This is a genomic window from Bacillus sp. FSL K6-1218 (genome assembly GCF_038006445.1).
GTDB lineage: Bacteria > Bacillota > Bacilli > Bacillales > Bacillaceae_G > Bacillus_A > Bacillus_A thuringiensis_S.
In genome coordinates this window covers 14,155-31,972 of record NZ_JBBOVE010000004.1, presented here as the reverse complement: position 1 = coordinate 31,972, position 17,818 = coordinate 14,155, and the positions used below count along the sequence as shown (strand labels likewise).

Here is a 17,818-nt window from a genome sequence, read left to right as displayed (position 1 = left end):
AACATCGCTATGCTATGATTTAAAGAGTCGCAAGTAAAATGGCTAACTAAGCTATAGTTCCAAAAGAAATATCCCAATGATATGGTGATAACTACACAGAGTACGCTATCGCTACTGCCATAGTTCCAAAAGAAACATCGCTATGCTATGATCTAATAACTGGTGTGAACGAACTAAGATTGGCTATAGTTCCATAAGGAATATTGCTATGCTTTGATTATTGTAATTTAGGAGAGAATACATATCTTACTATAGTTCCATAGGAGCAATTGCTATGCTAAAGCGCCTTCTGTTGTTTCTACAACATAGGCTATAGTTCCAAAAGAAAAATCGCTATGATATGATCTATGATGGAATAGGGTTTGTGTTTAGTAGGCTATAGTTCCATAGGAGCATTCGCTATGCTAGGATGGACTCCTTAGATACGGATTTCCCTTATAAAAAAAGAGTAGCATGGCATAGCGCTATGTTACTCTTTTTTTGAATCTACTTTTAGCCTTTTCGATTTAAACATTCCTTTTATTTTTTATTGTCCTTCGTATTCCTTAACAAGTTTCTGAAAATGAGTTTTTTCATATTACTCATCATCATAGCTTGTGCCGCTGTAATATTAAAAGCTTTTCATAAAAGCTACATAAAATTCTTCTAAAATCTCCTTTGGCTTTCACCCTAAAGGTCTACCTTTTTTTGTACTAGTTCAATCCCTTGCCTTTATCTTACTCTGTTGTTTATTCGTTCTTCTTTTGCAAGCCAGGACAATATTTTTAGTACTAAATCAATAATTGAATTACCGAAACTATCTCTATATCTCGTTGTATGTAACAACGGCATATCCAACATGACAATTAATAGAACGGTTTAGGAATAATCCTCTTATATTGTGATATGATGAAAGGAAAATATAAGTAAGGATAGAGGGGACGATATGACAGAAGAGCAATTACTAGAGCTTGCAGAGGAAATTTACCAACAGTCATTCGAGGCAAATAACTTTTATGAAATAATGATGCAAATAGAAAGAGAGAAAGTGGAATATATCGATGAAATGAGAGCTTCTTCCGCTTTTTATCATTACATTTATAATTCATTGGTAGTTTCAACGTTTACAATTGTTTCTAAATTGTATGAAAAGACTAAACACAGAGATGCGATTAGCGTTAAAAAGCTTCTTGATCGATGTATGGAGTATAAAAATTTTTCAACTGAATTGACGGTAGATGGACCAATACCAGAAACTTTTTTCAAATCAAGAAAAGAGGAATATGAAAAATTTGAAAAAGATAACAGCTTAGACTGGTTGTATGCTCAAAGAGATAAAATATATAGTCATAATACTAGGCAGGCTATGAGAAACATGGACAAGTTGATTGAAGAAAATCCGTTAAGAAGAGAGCAGATAAAACAATTTATTATTTTCTCACTTCAACTAAGTCAGGGTGTCATTGCTTATTTGACAGGCACATTAAAAGCTTCATCCCCATCCAATATTTCTGATTTGAAAAATACATTGATGTTAGTTCGTATAGGGAATGAATATAAAGAGATTTATAATAGTGAAAAGTTAAGTGAATAAATTGATGAAAAAGAAAATAAACGAAAAGAAGCATATAAAAAATAGTCCTCTTTTTTAAAATGCCTAATTCTAATCTTTGGAGAAATATTTTAATTTATTTTTATATTACCTTCTGTTTAGTGAAAATAAATTTGTCTAAAAAGATGTTATGGAATTTAGATTTTCATACCATCATTTGCTCCTCCTTTGTATAATAAAAAAAGAATATTACGAGTTAAATAATAAGCAGTTTGCTATTTAATTTATATTAGAGTTATTTTATTGAAAGTAAATATAAGTCTAATCAGAATAAGGTATCTATTGAAGGAGCTGTATAAATGAATCAACGTGAATCAGAACTCTACGCAACGATGATTGAGACATTGAGATACGATTCAGAAAACTACAAAGATGTAGATGAATTATTAAGTATTTTAAGTTATTCGGAGATAGAATTATTAAACTCAGGAGTTTTTGCTAATAAAACTGGATATGTTAGGGAAGATGTAAATATTCGTGTAAAGATTCCATTACTACCAAAGGCACGTAAACTACAGCAAAGTTTTGGATCTTTGATTGTTGACTGTTATTCAGAAGGTAATAAATATGAGTTAGATGATATAAATATTAAACCTAAACAAATATCAAGTCTAGATGACTTAGAAATTCAATCTAACCAGGCAACTTTCTCAAAAATTCGTGAGGAAATTATTCAAAGTATACGAATGGCTAAACATTCAATTTGGATAAGTATTGCATGGTTTACAGATAATGAATTGTACCAAGAGTTGTATAAACAACAAACTAAAGGAGTTCATATCCGTATTCTTATTTCCAATGAAGAATCAAACAAGAGTATGATTCCTAAATTAAAGGAAAAATTTGAAACAATTGTTGTAAATAAGTTTGGACCTAAAGGTTATAATCGATTACATTCTAAGTACTGTATTATTGATAATTCTATTGTTTTACACGGTTCATTTAATTGGACACCTACAGCTAGTCAGAATGAAGAACATTTGACCGTTTCAGTAGATAGACAGTTGGCTGAACAGTATACGGAAAATTTCAAAGATATATTTTGTGATAATATGTGATAATTTTAAAGGCTTAACGGGTGCGATTATTCATAATTAGTTCTCCAAAGATTAAACAACTTTATTATCTTAGCACACTAGTTAATTAACATTAAACGCAAATAATTAATAGATAAAAAGGCTTCATAATGATGTGGAGTCTTTTTTGTATAATTAGTACATTTACACATAACGAAGGAGAAAGTAAAATGGGAGATTTCGAGTTTTTAGTATAGGTCTATGCTAACGGAGCTGCAATTTCACTTGCAGTAGAAAAAAACAGTTTATCTTATTTTATCATCAAGGTACCTTAAAGGTACTTAAATATAATTTTAGAGATTTAGGATAGTATTATGTCTGGTCTCTTTTACATCTTACTATGAAAAAAAATAAGATGTAAAAGAGCCTCGTGAATTAATGGCGAGTTTTATATATGGATATTTCTAAATGTTACAAATAATGGAGGGGAAAACTTGAATATATATATTCATTGCGAGCAGTGTATTAAAATTAATCATCTGAATCCAAGTAACGATCAAGATTTTCAGTTTTATAAAGTTCCTGTAAACGAAGAAGGAGTTTATAATTTCATTTGTTATAGGGGACATGAGACAACAGCAATAAGTCCTTATGAGAAGTATCAAATATTATTTCAAATGGGGGCGAATGCTCTTTTGGAAGGATATTATTTCGAGTCGGTGGGATGTTTTATAGCATCAGTGGAGAGATTTAGAGAATGGACAATTAAATTTATTTGGTACTTAAATGGAATAAATGAAAAGAAATCTGACGACCTATGGAAAAAACATTTTAAAAATTCTTCAGAACGACAGTTAGGAGCTTTTTCTGCAATGTTTATTGATCATTTCAAGGAGCCTCCACAAATTTTTGATGATAAACAAAACAAATTTAGAAACAATGTTTTACACAAGGGAATAATTCCTACTAAAGATGAAACGTATAAATTTGGGGAATATGTTTTTGGATATCTACGCTCAATTCAAAAGACTATATATTTAAAATATAAAGAGGAATCATTTGAATTTAGTTCTAAATTTATGAAGAGATTTAATGATTTTGAAATGCCACAAATAATGAGTGGAGAAGCAATGATACAAAATGCAAGTGAGATGATATTAGTAATCGATTATTCAGTATGTAGAGACACGTGTTTTGAAGATGAACTTGAACTTCTTAATAAATATAGAAATATGTACAAGTTTCGAGAAATGGAATTATTTTAAACCGTAGTAAATGTGAATTATATAAGTAGAACAAAAGCAACATAGCGCTATGTTGCGTCCCTTTGTTTAACAACAAGCTTGTTATAGCGCTATGTTAATTTTGATTAGGCTTAATTTCTATCATTTGGATTTGAAAAATGTCACTATCTGTTATGCCTAATACTTGCATTTCTTCCTTTAATGAACGCCACGATTCAATTTTTATTGATTTAGTAGTCTTGTCTCGCAAGGTATATTCGTGTATAAAATATGACTCCTTGTTTTTCTTCATCTTAACAACTCCAACTTACCTCAAAAACCTGTAGGTATATAAAATTTATATATCAAGTGTAGTTTTTTAACCCTTGTTCTGGTTAGTGTCTGCGTAGTACGTATCGTATCTTTTTAAGGATACGTGAGTTTTAAATCCTACTTGCTTTACAATATGTTCAGCTGTGCATCGCTGCTGGATCATCTTTAAAATAAAGGTATTTCGAAAATGTTGTGCAGAAATCCCTTTCCTCAAATTTGCCCGCCTTACTTCTAAACGAATCATTTTTTGAACGGAGATTTCCGTTAGAAATTTTGGTGCATCATTGTCATAACTCCAAAGGTAAGTACCGAGCCTAAAATGAAAAGCGACAAAGAGTGGATCATCGCTGTGATATCTAGGGCGTACTGGTTCGGGAATAGTTTTATAGTAATGATATAAGTGTAATTTATCCTCTTCTTTCAACTTGATTGTACGATTGATTTTTGTATCTTCAGGGATAGATAATGTATTGTTCTCAAAATGCACATGTTTCATTCGTAAAGCGACAAGCTCATGTAGAGATAATCCGTAGTCTAGAAGCAAGATTATAATAGAAAGATTTCGCTCTAAAATCATAGGACGGGTAGTTCTTTGTTTTTCTGTCAGTCCTTCTAATGATGCAGATACTTGCTTTAGACGTTCCTCTTCCTGTAGAGAAATAAAATCTTCAGTACGCAATGCTCGATTAGGTGGAGATATGTGAATGACACTTTCGATGGGGCTAGGTAAATCTAAATATTCGTACAGCCTATTAAGAACGATATAAATACGATGGACCGTCTTGTCAGAGTATTGACGTTCTTCTATTAAGTAAGTAAAGAATGCTTCGAAATCCTTTTTACATAGAGATTCCCAACTAATGTCTTCAGAGAGTCGTTCAGATTGATGCAGCCATTGAATGCAGCTCTCGATATCGTAAATATATCGCTTAATCGTAGAGGGTTTTCGTCCTTTATTTAATAAATAGGAAGAAAATCCTTGTAGTGTATCTTCTTTTTTTCCTGTAATGTTATTGATTTTTATTTCCCCTCTCTTTATATCTTTTGACCACTCTATAAAATGTAGGGCTTGTCATATTGCACTTTTTCATAGCGTATAGCGCTGTGATCTTCCCATGTTTCCAGTCGTTATATGCATCGATAAATTCTTGAGTTATTTCAGTTTTGGGCCTTCCTAAATGTTTTCCTTTTTTCTTTGCAGCGTCAATGCCTTCACGTTGGCGAGTTTTTATTTTTGTCCGTTCCTCTTCAGCAAGCCACGATAAAATTTGAAGTACCAGATCAGTAATAAGAGTTCCTAAACTATCTTTATATTGAGTTGTATCTAAAAGTGGCATATCTAATACGACAATATGAGCTTGTATGTTTTGGGTAATATCTTTCCACTCCTGAAGGATAGCTTCTTTATTTCTCCCGAAGCGATCCAGGGAATGAATATATAAAATATCATCTTTTCTTAACATGCGTTTTAGAAGTTGGTATTGTTCTCGGTTAAAATCTCTTCCGCTCTGTTTATCGACAAAAATATCTCGTTCGTCAGTGATGAGTTTTTTCATTGCTTCAATCTGACGATCCTCATTTTGATCTTTGCTGCTCACTCTTATATATCCAAATTTTCTTGTATTCAAAATAAATAGACATCCCTTCCAAATTGTTTCTACTAAAATTATAACAAAAACACTTCAAAAGGTGTTATTAATTATTTAGTGCTTCAAAAGTTGTGTTTGAAACCTTTTGAAGCGTTAAATTTAATAGAGTTCACACTGCTAAAAAAGGTTTACCTTTCTTAGCAGTATGAAATGACTTTGTATCAGATAATCCAAATACACATTGAATGCTATTTGCTGTGAAATTTTTCTGGAATTTATTTCTTTCATTTTAACCTACTTTTCTACAGCACAAATAGAGGGGGTTCTAGCACAGGGTAAACATGATAGGTGTGAATTTTATAGATATGAACTGCTTATCATATTTTGACATTCAAATAATGTTCAAAAAATATGTGGGGTGATTACAATGAGAAAGAAAAAAACTAGCAAACCAAGTAAAAATTTTAGCAGAATGAGAGAAAGGAAGGTAAGGAACAAGAGGGTTGATGTAAATAAATCTAGGGTTTCAATCAAGCTTGGAAGCAATACCTCACTTGAATGGGAAAAATGCACAAGATTTAGTCTGAAGAGTTGCTTATTTAATGCTTCATTACATATTGTCATGCAAGTAATACTTACGTTAATGAATTGCTTTCTTTTTTAGGCTCTATTATTGTTGATTACTTATAAGTAATATATAATTTTCACATGTGTTACTTGTAAGTAACGGAAGGGTGTGTGATTTGAACCATAAGTTTGCCGTTTTGGCAAGTTTATGGTTCTTTTTGTTTGCGGCAAACTTATGCTTCCAGGATTTGAAGAATATTTTTAATGTCGTTTTTAAATAAATTCAAGATGTTTATAAAAAGACTAAATGTTTTGTCCACTTTGATCTGTCTATCTAGAGAGATGTTTTTATAGCTAAAAGAAAATCTGAACTGAAAGGTGAATAAAGAAACTGGTGAGCAACAATAAAGTTACTCCACTAAAAGTGGCAGATTCTTGAATAAGCAGGAAAATTTAAGGGCATATATCTTCAAGAAAGAGAAATTCACTTTTTATTGAAATAAAGGATTAATAACAAGAGAAATAATACATTTCAATACAACTATTTTTTAGTTCATCTCATTAAAGGATAAATTCGATTTTTAAAACAGTATAGCTACCATATTATTCAATCCTAAATATGTAATTTGTATATCTTAACTTATACTTAATGATTCTAAATTAAAAACGTTGACATAGTCCACTAAATATTTTATTATTGGTTGACATAGTCCACGAAATGGAGAGGGATATTATGAACCATAATGAAAATATTGTTAGTGATATAAGGCGATTTAATCGATTTTATACAAATATACTGGGTTTGTTAGATAAGCATGTATTTAATGGTGAATATTCTTTGACGGAGTCTCGGGTAATTTTAGAGATTGGTTTCATGGAAGAATGTATCGCAAACGATTTAGTCGAAAAACTAGATATTGATCGCAGCTATATGAGTAGAATAATTGCAAAGCTTATTAAAGATGGTCTACTAATTAAGGAAAGTTCGACGGTTGATAATAGAGCAAGTCTGATTCGATTGACACCAAAAGGGACTGCTTTTTTTAATCATTTAAATGAAAAATCTAATGAACAAATAATGAAATTACTACAGGGGCTGTCACAAAAAGAAATAGAAGAAATACATGTTTCTATGTTGTTGATTGAAAAGAAATTAAATAGAACTGAGGAGGATATGAATGATACGATTTGATAATGATTATGCAGAAGGTGCCCATGGGCGAATTTTGAAACAATTAGTTGAATCTAATGAAGAGCAAACACCTGGATATGGTATGGATGAACATTGTGCAAAAGCGAGAGTATATATTAAAGAAGCATGTGATACAAAGAATGCAGATGTACATTTCCTAGTTGGAGGAACACAAACAAATACAACAATTATTGCTTCTATACTACGTCCGCATCAAGGGGTAATTTCTGCAATTACCGGTCATATTGCAGTACATGAAACCGGAGCAATTGAAGCAACTGGTCATAAAGTGCTTACTTTGCCGAGTGATGACGGGAAAATTCGTGCAGAACAGGTAAAAGAATTATATGATGCTCATTGGAATGATGCGACTCATGAGCATATGGTACAGCCGGGCTTAGTATATATTTCTAACCCAACAGAGAATGGAACAACTTACAGTAGATCCGAATTAGAAGAATTAAGCAAGGCTTGTCGGGAATGTGGTTTGCCATTATTTATGGATGGAGCTAGATTAGGATATGGTCTGGTTTCCAAAGGCAATGATTTATCCTTAGCAGATATCGCATCACTTTGTGATGTTTTCTATATTGGAGGAACGAAAATAGGAGCATTGTTTGGTGAAGCAGTAGTCATCATAAATGATGCTATAAAAAATGATTTTCGATATATAATCAAGCAAAAGGGAGGACTATTGGCCAAAGGGAGATTATTGGGAATACAGTTTGAAACTTTGTTTGAAGACGGTTTATACTATGATATTTCCAGACATGCTGTGGTAATGGCGATGATGATCCGAGAGGCATTTGTTGAAAAAGGATTTTCATTAAGGTACGATTCCAAAACAAATCAACAGTTTCCTATTTTGCATAAAGATGTAATAACGAAATTGAGCCAAAAATATTCCTTTGCCATTTGGGAGAAAGTCGATGAAACGCACAGTGTTGTCAGATTTTGTACCAGTTGGGCTACAAAAAAGGAAAATGTAGAAATGTTGATAGAAGATATTAAAAAATTAGAATCGCGATTTGCGAATGAGTGTATTGATTTGAATCAATAGTTTATCAGTTAAAGGAAGATGCAAAGTGTCAACAAAGGAATTATATGCTGAGAATAGTTATATTAAAGAATGTAAAGCGCAGATTGTTTCAGTAAATGGCAATTTAATTATATTTGACCAAACGATTTTTTATCCAGGTGGTGGTGGACAACCTTGCGATCAAGGGACTATTAAACAGGGAGATGAAATCTACGAAGTAGTAAATGTTAAAAAAATAGATGGTGAAATCGTTCATGAATTAGATCGTCCATTGCAGCACTTAGAACAAGCAGTCATCATGCATATCAACTGGTCTTGGCGTTTTCAAAACATGCGTTATCATACGTTATTACATGTTATTTCTGGTTATTTATTTCAACATTACGGTGCTTTAGCTACAAGCAGTCAGATTGAAAAGGATTATGCCAGATTAGAGCTAGCGTTTTCTCCTGAAGTTATAGAAGAAATACAGTTTGAGGAATTAGAACAATCAATATGTAGGATAACTTCTGAACATCATGATGTTCAGATAAAAACGATAAGTAGAAAAGAAGCTGAGCAGAAAGTAGGGAGTATTAAGACAATTATTAACTTACTTCCAGCTTCTCTTAACGAAGTGCGATTAGTTCAAATTGATGATATTGATGAGCAAGCATGTGGTGGAACCCATGTTAGCAAAACAACTGAAATTGGCGACTTTTCCATTATTAAAATTCAAAACAAGGGCGCCACAAAAAGAAGGTTGAAAATTCAGCTTAACTAACAGCTTCTTTTTTTACTGATTGCATCATTTATTGTTTAAATGTCATCAGTGTTTATAAAAAGATTGTTCGGTGTTTTATTTGTTAAAACTTAATTATAAACCCTTATTACACAAAAGAGTGCGATTGTTGAGCAAACACAGGTAGAAAAACGATTAAACTTTCTTATATAAATTATTTACTAGCAACAAATAACCCAAGCATTTTTGATCAATTTTTTTCAAAATGTTCGGGTTTCTTCTGTTGAATGGTCTTTTTTGTAGCATATTTTTGATTAAAATCTATTACAAAGTACCAGGATTCACGGCAAGTTTATGGGTTAATAATTAATCCATGGCAAAGTTATGATTCCATTTTCTTTGAACAATTAGATAAATATCTTCTAAAACAAGTGAATTTCGGCAAGTTTATGCTTCCAATTGCGGCAAACTTATAGGTAAAGTGACAGGGTGATTTTGATGATGTTTTTGTTAGATGAGATTATGACACCTAGAGAAGCGTGTGATCGTTGGGGAATTACACAGGAAGCATTGAGAATGAAATTGAAGAGAATTAAAGATAGTGAATTAGTTGGTGAATTAATTAAAGAAGGGAAATTGAAATACTATAAACCTGAAGGGAAACAGCGGGGAGAGTGGATTTTAACAGTAGAAGCAATGAATGTATTGTTCCCTCAGAAAATAAATCCATCATTTGATAGGGGAATGTAGAATAGTTACATAACAAATAATCACGAATTGGGGAAAAGAAAATGGAGATAAATGGTTCGCAGAATCATAAGTTAATTAGTAATATAGCGATTGATCTTCTTGGGAATAAAGTTTCATTATTTGTTGGAGCAGGTTTTTCAGCCGACTTAGGATATCCTACTTGGGGAAGATTATTAAAGGGAATTATTGAAAGAAATAATTTTATGGAAAAACTAGTAGAGTCTAATCTTTTTCCTTTACTACGAGAAGGTGGAGAGAATTACGATAAAATAAATGAGTTAATTATTGATAAGTTAATTGGTGTTGATTTTTTAAGACTTGCAGGATACGTAGATACATTGTTACAAAATTTAAAGGGTGATGAAAAGAAAGATATAAGAGTTGAAATAAAAAATGAAATTCAAAAGTATGAAGATAAGCGTATGTTTAATAAAACTAGATATGAAAAATACTTTCAATATTTCGATTTATTATCTTCACATGTAAGTGAAATAATTACAACAAATTATGACACTAATTTAGAATATTGTATTAGTAGTTATTCTGTTATTCACAGAGATTTATCGAGTATCAATAGGAATCGATCAGAAGTTACGCACAACAGAATTAAGATATATAAAATTCACGGCTGTATAACGGATGAGAATAACGGTATCATAATTACTGAAAAAGACTATCAAGATTTTTCTAGTACTAATAAATATATTTCTCATAAACTATATTCAACTTTTATGGAAAATAATATAGTTTTTATCGGTTATAGTTTACAAGATCCCAATATCAGGGGGATATTAAATGAAGTAATTGAAGAAGCCAAACGAAGTACAGATACTAATAAAAAGATTTATTGGGTCAATAGAGACGAAGTTAACAAAATTGATAAAGAGTTCTATAAGAATATGTACTCTATCGAAATTATAGATGAAATAGAAATTTTAGAATTCCTTGAATCTCTTATTTTACTGACACAAGATAAATGGAACAATAACAAATTAATAGAAGAAAAGTGGAAAGATGCTGCTGAAGAACTTTTATCTATAAATAATTTTAAACATATAAAATATAAAAATCTGATTTCTAAAATTGTAGATGCCGATAAACATATTAATGTTTTAAACTATATCTATAAAATATTTGTAGAAAATAGCTCTTTAAGAAGTGAAGCTGCAGGTGCTTATTTCTCAATTTTATTAGAAATTAAGGGAAATGAATTACCAGAATTAGAGCGACAAGCAACTGACATTTTAGCAACAGAGGATAGTTATCTCTTATCACTGATAAAACTACTCTTAGATGCAGAAGACATGAACGAATTTTTTAGAGGGAAAAGGTATGATGAAAAACTCCTTGAAAGTTTCATTTCAAGAGCGAGCGCTACAATATATTTTCACCAATATGAACTTTATTCTAGAGGTTTATTAGAATGTTATAAAGCCTTTAACGGGGAGTTAGAGGGATATAGGGAAGCTTTTGTAAATGCCTTTTATTCTAATTATCGTTATTTGACTGATACTAAAACAAAGGGGTATTCTTATCTGAGCTTAAGAACAGTGAGGGACCTACTTAAATGTTTAGATGAAGATATTATTAGTAGTATATTGGATTGTTATCCGACTAGCACCAAAAATCCGATTCAAAAAGAGCAAATTGAAGCACTTATCAGTGCAGTTGCAGTGGAGTCAAAACAGAGTCAATTGAGATATGACTATATCTATAAAATTGAGATATATGAGATGTTGCAAAGGGTGATAGGACATAAAGTGACTAAAGTGCTAATTAGAGAAAATAAATTTGAATGGGAATTTGATGAATTAAGTGATCCATTTTCTCTGGGGGGAACTTTAAAAAATCCAGCGAATGATAAGAAAATTAGTATTGTTGAGGATAATCAAATAATTAGTTTATTAATGGATAAAAGAGAAATTACATTTAAAATTTCAATGAATCATGAAAATGGAACTGGAATAATAGAAGCGAATGAAAAACATAAAGTAATTAATGATGTATCTGAGGTTGGGGATTTTGTGATTCCTATTTTGGAACAATACTTCAGAGAATGTGGGTTTATTATAATTGAAACATCCTAAAAAGAAGAGGGAGGTTTACCTCTTCTTTTATGTATATCTAATTTCACTTCACATCTATTATATTAGAAAATTGCAGTTTCATCTTGTTATAAAAAGCATCTGTACATACAACAGCGCTAGTTGACGGGTCAATATCTACAACGGTCATATAACTAGAAAGCAAATAACCGTCCTCATAATATGTAATCATTATTTCTTCTTCTGATACTAAGGAACATAGTAGCATGTTTTCAATTCGTTCTTTTTCTTCAGTTGTTAAGATAGGACGGGTTACTTTGTTTTGTTCCTTAATCATTTCACGTATTCCGTCAAATTGAGATGTTAATGCGGCGAATGGAGTCCATTTGACCATTTTTCTTCCTTTTGGCATATTAGCATTATTCACGATTTGTGGCCCCCTATTAGTGTGTTTCTGTATCTAGCTGTAGCGCTATGCGTGTAGGAAATCCCCCGCAAAATACTGTTCTTCCCAAACCTTGTGCGTATTTCATCCATTACTTTTGTTAACTTCACTTCTTGTTCTCGTTGCGTGACATTATCGAAAAGAGAAATTTGTTCCTCCCCCTCTCGAATTAGATTCGTTAGAGAAATGTTTATGCTGCGGATTGGTTCGCCAGTGTATTGTTGATGTAAAAAGTATGTACAAATCTTATAAATATCCATTGTTAAGTTAGTTGGACGACTTAAAGTATGTGTTTTTCTAATACCACCGTTATAACTCTTGCTATAACCAACAGAAAATTGAACGGTTTGAGCAAGTTTGTTTTGTCTTCTAAGGCGATAACAAACTTCTTCAATATGTTCCAGTAGAACAATCGGGAATTCTTCTATTGTATAGTCACGCATTAGAATTTGGCTTTTTCCAATAGAAGTTGTAGCAGGAACGTATTTCTCCGAAATACGGCTGAAGTCAATGCCGTTACTATGTAAGTGCAATTCCTCTCCGATTTTGCCGAAGCTCTGTTTTAAGTATTTAAGAGGGTAATTGGCTAAATCTTCGATAGAATGAATTCCCTTTCGATTTAACTTTTCTTCTGTTTTGTACGAAATACCCCAAAACTTATTAAGCGGTCGTATGCTCCAAAGTTTTGTAGGTACATCCTCGTACTTCCAAAAAGCAATTCCGTCCTTATTCTTCTTAGCTTCAATGTCTAAAGCAACCTTACTCATGAGTGGGTTAGGAGCAATTCCAATTGTACATTCAACTCGTGTATGATCATATATTTCACGCTTGAACTTCATAGCGAATTCGTATGGATTGTTGGCAAATAAATGAATGCTATCGGTAATATCCATAAAAAATTCATCGATGCTGTATTGGTGAAAATCCTCAATAGGAACGTATTGTAAAGCTAATTTTGTTATGTAGTTGGAGCATTTTATATATGTTCCCATAATCGGATTCACAACAAGAATGTCTTTTCTTCGAGGGATCTCGTATAGCCTTGCCATCTTTTTTACACCCAGGGCTTTTAAGGGGGGAGTTGCAGCAAGAACGATTGAACCATTTCTATTTACATCACCGACTACAGCCAATTTTGTATGCATAGGATCAAGTCCCATTTTGATGCAGCTCACTGAAGCGTAAAAGCTGCGTAAATCAACACATAAGATGATTCTATTCGGTAGGATTGAATAGTCATACATCGTGATTCCTCCTAAAGTAAAAGAACGTTTGTTCTTATTATACACGAACTCACGTTCTTTTATGAAGGGGTTTTAAAAATATAATTTGAATATAAATATGTTGTTAAGCAGAGTATTTAACAAAAAGCTTGAATCCCCAAAAACAAATTTTTACATTTAATTTTTTCTTTCTAACCTTTGTCGTTTTCATAATTTAAATATCCTCCTTTTTGATAGCTGCATAGCGCCATAAAAGCCTACTTTGCGTATTATAAGAATTTTTTCCTCAGATTCTAAGAGTAATTTTTCAAAAAGATATATTTTTTTTGAAATAAATAATTTATACGAATGATTTCGTGTGATTTCCAATCTACCTATTCCGACAAAACCTAGCAAAGACTGTGCGAGCTTCGTCGATGGATTTTAAGAGGTATTAAACCTTGGGTATGGAATTTTGCTTATAGGAGGTGGTGTAGCGCTATGTCAGAAGCAGAAGTAGTATATACCAGCAGTGAGGTCTATAGTCGTTTAGGGGTAAGTGGTAGCACACTTAGAAAGTATTCGGATGTCCTTGAACGTGAAGGGTATGATGTAAGAAAAAATAGTCGAGGGCGAAGGGAATATACAGAATTTGATATTGTACTTATTGAACAGTTAGTAGAGTTGAGTAAGCAAGATGGTATGACTTTAGAAAAAGCCTCGAAAATGATTGCAAAGCAGTTTGGAATCGCTAATAAGAGAGAGGAATCCCAGGGTACTGATTCAGTTCCTTATCAAATGCAATATCAATTCCAACAACAATATAGCGCTATGGTAGAAGAAATTAATAAGGTACAGCAAGCAAATCTAATAGAAATGGAAAAGAGATTAATTGATCGCATAGATCAACGGAATACATTAATTGAGGAAGATATGAAAGATCGGAAGGAACGTGAAGAAAGGATAGAAAAGAGGTTAGAGCTAAGGGATGATAATCTTATGAAGATGGTCCGAGAGATTCAAGAAGCAAAACGTACTATTGTATCAGCCCAGGAAGAAATAGCAGCAGCAAAAAGAAAATCATGGTGGAAGTTTTGGAAATGAGTACATTCATTAATGGGTGTACTCATTTTTTGCTGAATAGATAAGGTTTAATCAATTCAAAGTAGACATACAAGGGGTATTAATATAGTTATTTCTTTTTATAATCCTTGTTAAATAATAAAAGGAATCTTATTTTCAAAACAGAATAGTTATATGTTAATACCACTTTTGTATTTATTTGTAAAGAGGGGGTGAATTTATGCTGAAATTTATTTGGGCAATTGTGTTTGCTTTAATTATATTTTTTGTGGTGAGAAGTACATTTATACCATACATAGCTTCTAATGAAAATATTGTAGCTTTGTTTGTAATTTTTACTATAGTTATTATCAATTCGTGGATCATTGGTTTAATAAATCGTTTATATAAAAAGAAAACCGAACTAGATAATTAGTCTAGTTCGGTTTTCTTTTTTATTTTGTATATCGCATAACTTTTGTATCTGTGTATACTTTTTTACCGTTTTTAATTGTATCTGTTACTGTTTTTACATAATGGTTAACTGCATCGATATCTCTATATGCTTCAGTATGGTAATACGTTATAGAAGGTTGATTAAAATACATTAATCCGCTTGCAACTACTTGTGCTGTCGCCTGTACTGGTTTCCAAGGAATATAAACAGATAATCCATTTACTAGCATAAGTCCTACATTATAACTATCTTTATTAATTCTATTACTTGAATCTTTACTACTCGCATGTTTCCAGTTGAAACTGCCATCAGCAATAATTACTCCCTGTGCATTACTTGTACGAGTTTCAGTACCTGAAATCTCTCTATTAATAACTTTTTCATTTTCATCAAATTTCACTGTTTCACTGTATAACACTTCAAAGTCTGCATTAGAAGTATCCAAAGGTGATGTTACACCTGCAAAATTTGCAGATGAATTAGTAGTTTCAGGCGCTTTAGGTGAGTCTGCATATACATTACCTACACCCCATCCAGTACTAGCTAACATGCCGCCAACTAGTAACATAGGAATTGTTTTTTTCTTTAATAATTTTATATACCCCATAACAACATCTCCATTCTTTTCAATAATTATGCTAATTTACCGGTATTTTCTAGCACAATTCATATACTAACCTATAATATTCTGAAAATAAATAATATTGAGATATAAATATTTTATAAACAATTCGACAAAGTGCTTTATGCCATGTCCTTACTGGGATGACGTTAAGTTTTATTTGTTTAATTTCAACTTCACAATATAGCGATTTGCACGGATTTTCTTGTCAATTGATAAAAAAATAACTGAATATTTAGAAAATACTGTATAAAGTTGTTATTTACAACTTATTACATTTCACTTCTGATATGATTGATTATAAACGTAAAATAGATAAAGGGGGATGTATCGTGATTGTTCTGAATAATGAAAAATCTACAAGGTTATTAAATGAATGGTATAAAAGTATTCTATCTAAGCAAATTACAAAAGCGACTAAATTGAAGAATGAAGTAGATGAAGAAATTAGTATTTTAATGGTGGAACAAAATCGTGATTTACAAGATCAAAATCTATTATTGTACTATTCTTTATTGGATTATAGTTATAAAGTGTTAATAAATAAATCCTATGTATCCCATAGTGATTTTGATGCTGTTGAAAAACTTACAACAAAGGCTATAGATGATTATTTAAAATACTACTATCATTTTTATAAAGCTGTACATAATACTATGATTGCTAATTATGTGGAAGCAATGGAACAATTCGAAAAGGCTGAACGTCTTTTAGAGTATATTCCTAATGAAATTGAAAAAGCAGAATTTAATTACAAACTTGGTGAACTATATTATCATCTTCAACAGCCTTTATTAACAATCAAACATGTAATGAATGCAAGAGATATATACAAAAAGCATGATGATTATGTAATACATCAAATTGAATGCGACACAATTCTAGGATTGGCAAGTGTTACTTTAAGCCAGTTTGAACAAGGGGAAGAACTATTTATTAAATGTTTAGATATGGCGAAAAAATATGATTGTACTCGATTGATTACCTTAATTCAATATAACTTAGGGTTTCTTTACGCAAAACAAGGTATATCCACAACTGCGATCCGACATTTGATGGATGTTTATCAATCCGAGAAACCTTATCATAAAACGGTATTCTTGTTAGCTCGAGAATATTTCAAAGTAAATGAAATTGAGAAAGCACATGAGTTTCTGCTACAAGGTTTTGAATTAGCAGATGTCGAATATACACATCACTTACGAATACTTCAAGCGCAGTACGATGAAAATTGTACGCAAAGTTTGGAAGCAGCTGTTACGGATGGGCTTAATTATTTTGAATCTCAAAAATTATATGGATTTATTGAAGAATATTCTGGAGTTTTAGCTAAAAAACTTTATCAAGAAGGTAATCATGAGAAAGCTAGCAAATACTTTAATATATCTCATGATGCTAAGCAATTACTTCAGAAAGGAAGTGCATTAAAATGAAAAAAATAGTTATGGGATTTATTAGCTTTGCAGCTGTTTTGACTATTGGAAGTTTTACGGAATCTTATACATCGCAAGCAGATCATGGTAGACCACCTGCCCCTCAGAGACCTGATTATATTTCTGCCGATGGAAACACTGGATTGGTTACTCTTGATCACGGACGACCACCTGCACCAGCTTATGAATACAGCTATATTGATAATGGTGAGCAAATATAAAATAAAAGGAGGACGTATTATATACGTCCTCCTTTTATTAATGGGGTAATGCTTGGGTTTTACCCTATTATAACAATATATGTAAAAAAGTGTAAAGGAGTTCTAAATTTGTGAATTTAATAATTTCACGTACCATAATGATAAATTTAAATAATTTTAGACCTAAAAATATACGGTGTTTTTGTTTAACGGTCCTATTAATTCGTATTTGGTATTTTGGGTCTTTTTAGTGTAATTATATTAATCGTATCCGTATTTGCTGTTAAAAACGAAAATAAAGAGTCATTTTTCAGATGATAATATAAAAATT

18 protein-coding genes and 1 pseudogene are annotated in these 17,818 nt (G+C 31.7%); 12 read left to right on the top strand and 7 right to left on the bottom strand.

Features of this window, described 5'->3' with window-relative positions:
• Positions 1–506: 506 nt before the first annotated feature.
• Positions 507–846 (bottom strand): annotated as a pseudogene (locus tag MHI26_RS31055) (recombinase family protein); the annotation flags it as partial.
• 79 nt (positions 847–925) lie between these two features.
• Here MHI26_RS31055 and MHI26_RS31050 point away from each other — a divergent pair.
• The 3 genes from MHI26_RS31050 (at position 926) to MHI26_RS31040 (ending at position 3,872) form a co-directional block, all read left to right on the top strand.
• A complete protein-coding gene (locus MHI26_RS31050) occupies positions 926–1,573 on the top strand; it encodes an AbiU2 domain-containing protein (protein ID WP_061668061.1) in 648 nt (215 codons plus the stop codon).
• A gap of 317 nt (positions 1,574–1,890) precedes the next feature.
• On the top strand, positions 1,891–2,649 hold the full coding sequence (locus MHI26_RS31045) for a phospholipase D-like domain-containing protein (protein WP_061668062.1): 759 nt from the start codon (positions 1,891–1,893) through the stop codon (positions 2,647–2,649).
• 452 nt (positions 2,650–3,101) lie between these two features.
• A complete protein-coding gene (locus MHI26_RS31040; protein ID WP_061668063.1) occupies positions 3,102–3,872 on the top strand; it encodes a hypothetical protein in 771 nt (256 codons plus the stop codon).
• Positions 3,873–3,966: 94 nt separating this feature from the next.
• Here the strand turns inward: MHI26_RS31040 and MHI26_RS31035 are convergent, their stop codons facing one another.
• The 3 genes from MHI26_RS31035 to MHI26_RS31025 all read right to left on the bottom strand — a co-directional run bounded on the left by MHI26_RS31035 (position 3,967) and on the right by MHI26_RS31025 (position 5,791).
• Positions 3,967–4,143 carry a hypothetical protein gene (locus tag MHI26_RS31035; protein ID WP_340809342.1) on the bottom strand — a complete coding sequence of 59 codons (177 nt, stop codon included), beginning with the start codon at positions 4,141–4,143 and terminating at the stop codon, positions 3,967–3,969.
• A gap of 66 nt (positions 4,144–4,209) precedes the next feature.
• Positions 4,210–5,202: a tyrosine-type recombinase/integrase gene (locus MHI26_RS31030; RefSeq protein ID WP_340809349.1), complete on the bottom strand. Its 993-nt coding sequence runs from the start codon at positions 5,200–5,202 to the stop codon at positions 4,210–4,212.
• Positions 5,174–5,791, bottom strand: coding sequence for a recombinase family protein (locus MHI26_RS31025; RefSeq protein WP_061667837.1), 618 nt, complete (start codon positions 5,789–5,791; stop codon positions 5,174–5,176). Before MHI26_RS31025 ends, MHI26_RS31030 begins: the two co-directional genes overlap by 29 nt.
• Before the next feature lie 1,258 nt (positions 5,792–7,049).
• On the opposite strand from MHI26_RS31025, the gene MHI26_RS31020 reads away from it, so the two are divergent.
• The 5 genes from MHI26_RS31020 to MHI26_RS31000 all read left to right on the top strand — a co-directional run bounded on the left by MHI26_RS31020 (position 7,050) and on the right by MHI26_RS31000 (position 12,108).
• Entirely contained in the window at positions 7,050–7,511 is a 462-nt protein-coding gene (locus tag MHI26_RS31020; RefSeq protein ID WP_061667841.1) for a MarR family winged helix-turn-helix transcriptional regulator, read from the top strand.
• Entirely contained in the window at positions 7,498–8,571 is a 1,074-nt protein-coding gene (locus tag MHI26_RS31015) for a threonine aldolase family protein (protein ID WP_061667835.1), read from the top strand. The genes MHI26_RS31020 and MHI26_RS31015 overlap by 14 nt, the downstream gene beginning before the upstream one ends.
• A gap of 25 nt (positions 8,572–8,596) precedes the next feature.
• Positions 8,597–9,313: an alanyl-tRNA editing protein gene (locus MHI26_RS31010; RefSeq protein WP_061667834.1), complete on the top strand. Its 717-nt coding sequence runs from the start codon at positions 8,597–8,599 to the stop codon at positions 9,311–9,313.
• A gap of 456 nt (positions 9,314–9,769) precedes the next feature.
• Complete coding sequence (locus MHI26_RS31005) at positions 9,770–10,021, top strand: helix-turn-helix domain-containing protein (RefSeq protein ID WP_061667833.1); 252 nt, start codon at positions 9,770–9,772, stop codon at positions 10,019–10,021.
• Between the two features lie 41 nt (positions 10,022–10,062).
• Entirely contained in the window at positions 10,063–12,108 is a 2,046-nt protein-coding gene (locus MHI26_RS31000) for an SIR2 family NAD-dependent protein deacylase (RefSeq protein WP_061667832.1), read from the top strand.
• 43 nt (positions 12,109–12,151) lie between these two features.
• Here the strand turns inward: MHI26_RS31000 and MHI26_RS30995 are convergent, their stop codons facing one another.
• Both MHI26_RS30995 and MHI26_RS30990 read right to left on the bottom strand, forming a co-directional pair.
• Entirely contained in the window at positions 12,152–12,493 is a 342-nt protein-coding gene (locus MHI26_RS30995; RefSeq protein ID WP_061667831.1) for a YolD-like family protein, read from the bottom strand.
• Positions 12,490–13,755 carry a Y-family DNA polymerase gene (locus tag MHI26_RS30990; protein ID WP_340809344.1) on the bottom strand — a complete coding sequence of 422 codons (1,266 nt, stop codon included), beginning with the start codon at positions 13,753–13,755 and terminating at the stop codon, positions 12,490–12,492. Before MHI26_RS30990 ends, MHI26_RS30995 begins: the two co-directional genes overlap by 4 nt.
• 459 nt (positions 13,756–14,214) lie before the next feature.
• Between MHI26_RS30990 and MHI26_RS30985 the strand changes: the two genes are divergently transcribed.
• A complete protein-coding gene (locus MHI26_RS30985) occupies positions 14,215–14,817 on the top strand; it encodes a DUF3967 domain-containing protein (RefSeq protein ID WP_061667735.1) in 603 nt (200 codons plus the stop codon).
• Positions 14,818–15,016: 199 nt separating this feature from the next.
• A complete protein-coding gene (locus tag MHI26_RS30980) occupies positions 15,017–15,211 on the top strand; it encodes a hypothetical protein (protein WP_016084083.1) in 195 nt (64 codons plus the stop codon).
• A gap of 19 nt (positions 15,212–15,230) precedes the next feature.
• Here MHI26_RS30980 and MHI26_RS30975 read toward each other — a convergent pair whose 3' ends face one another.
• A complete protein-coding gene (locus MHI26_RS30975; RefSeq protein ID WP_061667734.1) occupies positions 15,231–15,839 on the bottom strand; it encodes a hypothetical protein in 609 nt (202 codons plus the stop codon).
• A 347-nt stretch (positions 15,840–16,186) separates the two neighbouring features.
• On the opposite strand from MHI26_RS30975, the gene MHI26_RS30970 reads away from it, so the two are divergent.
• Both MHI26_RS30970 and MHI26_RS30965 read left to right on the top strand, forming a co-directional pair.
• On the top strand, positions 16,187–17,287 hold the full coding sequence (locus MHI26_RS30970) for a response regulator aspartate phosphatase (RefSeq protein ID WP_179862934.1): 1,101 nt from the start codon (positions 16,187–16,189) through the stop codon (positions 17,285–17,287).
• Positions 17,284–17,508: a hypothetical protein gene (locus MHI26_RS30965; protein WP_061667732.1), complete on the top strand. Its 225-nt coding sequence runs from the start codon at positions 17,284–17,286 to the stop codon at positions 17,506–17,508. Before MHI26_RS30970 ends, MHI26_RS30965 begins: the two co-directional genes overlap by 4 nt.
• The last annotated feature ends 310 nt before the right edge of the window (positions 17,509–17,818 follow it).